Annotated in this window: 4 protein-coding genes and 1 pseudogene; 1 reads left to right on the top strand and 4 read right to left on the bottom strand. The window is 61.3% G+C overall.

What is annotated here, in order from left to right; all coding sequences use genetic code 11:
• Positions 1-425: pseudogene (locus KGB27_RS31180) on the bottom strand (hypothetical protein); the annotation flags it as partial.
• On the opposite strand from KGB27_RS31180, the gene KGB27_RS31175 reads away from it, so the two are divergent.
• A complete protein-coding gene (locus KGB27_RS31175) occupies positions 424-1,137 on the top strand; it encodes a tellurite resistance TerB family protein (RefSeq protein ID WP_223557374.1) in 714 nt (237 codons plus the stop codon). The pseudogene KGB27_RS31180 and the gene KGB27_RS31175 sit on opposite strands and share 2 nt — an antisense overlap.
• Positions 1,138-1,212: 75 nt before the next feature.
• Here the strand turns inward: KGB27_RS31175 and KGB27_RS31170 are convergent, their stop codons facing one another.
• The 3 genes from KGB27_RS31170 to KGB27_RS31160 all read right to left on the bottom strand — a co-directional run bounded on the left by KGB27_RS31170 (position 1,213) and on the right by KGB27_RS31160 (position 2,810).
• Positions 1,213-1,665, bottom strand: a complete 453-nt coding sequence (locus KGB27_RS31170; protein WP_008034751.1) for a cupin domain-containing protein — start codon at positions 1,663-1,665, stop codon at positions 1,213-1,215.
• Positions 1,666-1,924: 259 nt separating this feature from the next.
• Positions 1,925-2,203: a DUF3303 domain-containing protein gene (locus KGB27_RS31165; RefSeq protein ID WP_008043696.1), complete on the bottom strand. Its 279-nt coding sequence runs from the start codon at positions 2,201-2,203 to the stop codon at positions 1,925-1,927.
• A 205-nt stretch (positions 2,204-2,408) separates the two neighbouring features.
• Entirely contained in the window at positions 2,409-2,810 is a 402-nt protein-coding gene (locus KGB27_RS31160; RefSeq protein ID WP_032829188.1) for a hypothetical protein, read from the bottom strand.
• Between the last annotated feature and the right edge of the window lie 445 nt (positions 2,811-3,255).

The raw sequence follows: 3,255 nt of genomic DNA, 5'->3' as shown, positions 1-3,255 counted from the left end.
CGACGGGGCAGATCAAGATCAAGATCAAAAGCAAAGCAAAGCAACAGCAGCAGACGCGGTAATTGGCCATGGCACCAATCAACTGTAGGAGCCAGCTTGCTGGCGATGGACGTCAACGATAACGCGGACTGTCTGAATGAACGCGTTGCCCCGACGCTTTTCGCCGGCAAGCCGGCTCCTACAGGGAATCGCGTACGCTTTTGATTGTCACCACTCATCAGGCCGAGCGTTAGCTCACCTTCCGCTTTTCGAAAGTGACTCGCCGTAAGGGCGAAACCGACAGCCGCCATCACCAAAACAATGGATATACCCCCAAACGCTTGAACACCACAGACAGCGAAGTCAGCCAAACGGTAATGGCGCAACGGCGTACGAGGACTATCGTTGCCTGACTGGATAACTCCAACCGATGAGGACGTCGTCATGAACACCAGCGATTTGCTCGAACAACTCTTGCGAGCCGGCCAGGGCTCGATGACGCAGCAAGGTGGCGGCGCACCTCAAGGTGGCATGGGTGGCGGTCTTGGCGGGTTGCTCGGTGGCCTGTTGGGCGGCGGTGGCGGTGCAAACGCTGGGTTGGGCGGTTTGCTCGGCGGCTTGCTGGGCGGCGGTTCGGCCATGGGCGGCGCGACCCAGCCTCGCTCGGGTGGGGGCACCAACTACGCGGCGTTAGCATCCCTGGGGATGATGGCTTTTCAGGCGTATCAGGCCTGGCAAAGCAGTCAGGCGGCCGCGCCGCAACAGGCGCCGCGCACCGTGGATCTGCTCTCCGGCCCGGAAGTCGAGGACCACAGCCACGCGGTCCTGCGCGCATTGATCGCGGCTGCGAAGGCCGATGGCCGGATCGACGACGCCGAGAAACAAATGATCAGCACTGAAATCGGCCGCCATACCGATGACCCGGAACTGCAGCAATGGCTGGATGATGAAGTCGCCCGGCCGCTGGATCCCGCGGATGTGGCGCAGTCGGCGACGGACCCGGCGATTGCGGCGGAAATGTACCTGGCCAGCGTGATGTTGGTGGACGATCAGCAAGACGCCGAGCGCAGCTACCTGGATGAGCTGGCGGCGGCGTTGCAGATAGATCCGGATTTGCAGGTGCATCTGGAGCAGCAGGCCAAGGGTGGCGCGGTTTGACTGATAGCTTTTTGTAGGAGCCAGGCTTGCCGGCGAAGGCGTACTGACAGGCCCCTTCGCCGGCAAGCCTGGCTCCTACAGAGGCTGCGGTGATTTCGGAATCAGAAACGTAACCCCGTGCGCTTCGGCAATCTCCAGGATTCGCGGCAAATCCTCCGGCACCCTCAGCCGGTCCACCGCCGTAAAAAACTGGCCGCCGCGCGGATCGGACACCACGCCAATCATCCTCGCGGTCGCGCTGATGTTTTTGTAGGCATGGATCGACCCACCGGGAATATGCACGTAGCCGCCGGCAGAAACAGTGGTGGACTTGCCCTCGACCGTCACTTCGACCTGCCCGTCGGTAACGTAGAAAGCCTCGTCCCACGGATGGAAATGCAGCGGCGGCCCGCCCCCTTGCACGCCTTCCTGAATATGCATTTCAAAGGGTTTGCTCAGATCGCCGCCGGCGAGAACCGTGATCGCCTCACCCACCACATTGACCGGCCCCGGGGTTTTTTCGGGGGTGATGACGTGAACCGTTCGCATGATTGCTCTCCGGAGGATGTGTCCACTCCCGCTGAGTATATTCACTTGCCGGCGTGCCCAGTGCCCGGCCATCTGTCCGTCTGTCAGGGCAGTTTCAACCCCGATTGAATTTTTCTCCCGGGGTATCGCTCTGCTGCTCAGGCAATCACTGCCGAGATGCGGCGGCGGGTGGGAATCAAGACGTAGCAGGATCTAAAGCCTGACGCTGACAGAGCGCCTGCGTCGTGGCGGCGAGCAAGACTCGCCGCCACGACGATTATTACTTGCTGACAGCGGCCGCCAGCAGCGGCCCAGCCTGCTCATCGGTGAGTGCCGCATGAACCTCCATGCTCATCAGGTCACTCCATTGCAGCACCCATTTTTGAATCTGTACGGCATCGTCGGTTTCCGCGATGCCAAAACCGCTCGAGCCACCGACGGCATGCCAGCGCCCGAGCATCTTGACGCCGGGGGGCGGGGCACCTTGGGTCTCGAGAAAGCGCTTGATCGCGCTGTTGCGGTTTTGCGGACTGATTGACCAACTGACCATGAATAACATCTGCCACCTCCTGATAGGGATTGGCACCTGTTGCTCTTCGCGCACCTGGCTGGCGCCGGGACCACGGTCACGCCTGTTTCCCGCTTCGTCCTGACGGGTTTGAATGTCTTTCTCCCTTTGAGAAGGCATAGCAGCGCGCCGGGATTCGCGTACGACCGCTGATCCTCTTTCGTGGCATTCGGGATTGTTGGTGGGCATTCAGCCGTCAAGCATCGCGCAGCAGGTCGTTGGCGTTGAGCAGTTCGTAGGCGATTTCCGGCCGTTTTTCCAGCCCGCGACGAATCGCGGCCGGGATCGCCTGGCGGGTTTTGCGGCACAGCCCCGGCAATTCGCCGATGGAGATGGCGATGCCGCGCATGGTGCGGACTTCGTTGAAGCCGGGGGCGATTTCGACCCGGATGCCCAGTTGTTCGAACATCCGCTGTTGCAGCCGTTCGAGGTCGCTCAGGCTCTGGAGGTTTTCCAGGCGGTCGAGCAGGCGTTTTTCCTCGGTGCGGGTCAGGAACAGGATGCGCAGGTCCGCGCCCGCTTTTTCCAGCAGCGGTTCACGCTCGCAGTTGCAGGCACCGGGCGGGCAGGGTTGGCGGATCGGCATCGACGTGGTCATAGGGGTCAATCATAGAGCGCCCTTTGTGTGTTTGCCCATATGCCCCGACTCTTGCGGATGTACCCGGTCCCTGTAGGAGCTGGCTTGCCGGCGATAGCGGTCTATCCGGCGACTATTTTCTTTCAGGTGTACATATCCATTTCTGCGGTTATGGCCGCTATTGGTTTCGCCCTTACGGCGAGTCACTTGGAAAAGCCCCAAGTAACCAAGGGCTCTTGCCCCTTTCGTTCGGTGCCTCGCTAATGCTCGGCATGCCCTCGCTCCGGTCCTGCTCCGTGGGCCCGCCGCGATCGGCCATCCTTGGCCGTGCGCGGCTAACCCGGCATCCATGCCGGGTTGCCCACTGCGCAGAACCTCCACTCGGCCTCTCGAGGGGGCGCTCAGATCAAAAGCGGAAGGCGAGCTAACGCTCGGCCTGATGAGTGGTGAAAATCAAAAGCGTACG

The organism is Pseudomonas sp. BF-R-01 (assembly GCF_019946615.1).
Lineage (GTDB): Bacteria > Pseudomonadota > Gammaproteobacteria > Pseudomonadales > Pseudomonadaceae > Aquipseudomonas > Aquipseudomonas migulae.
Note: the sequence above shows the minus strand (reverse complement) of the source record. Positions and strands in the feature narration are given on the sequence as shown.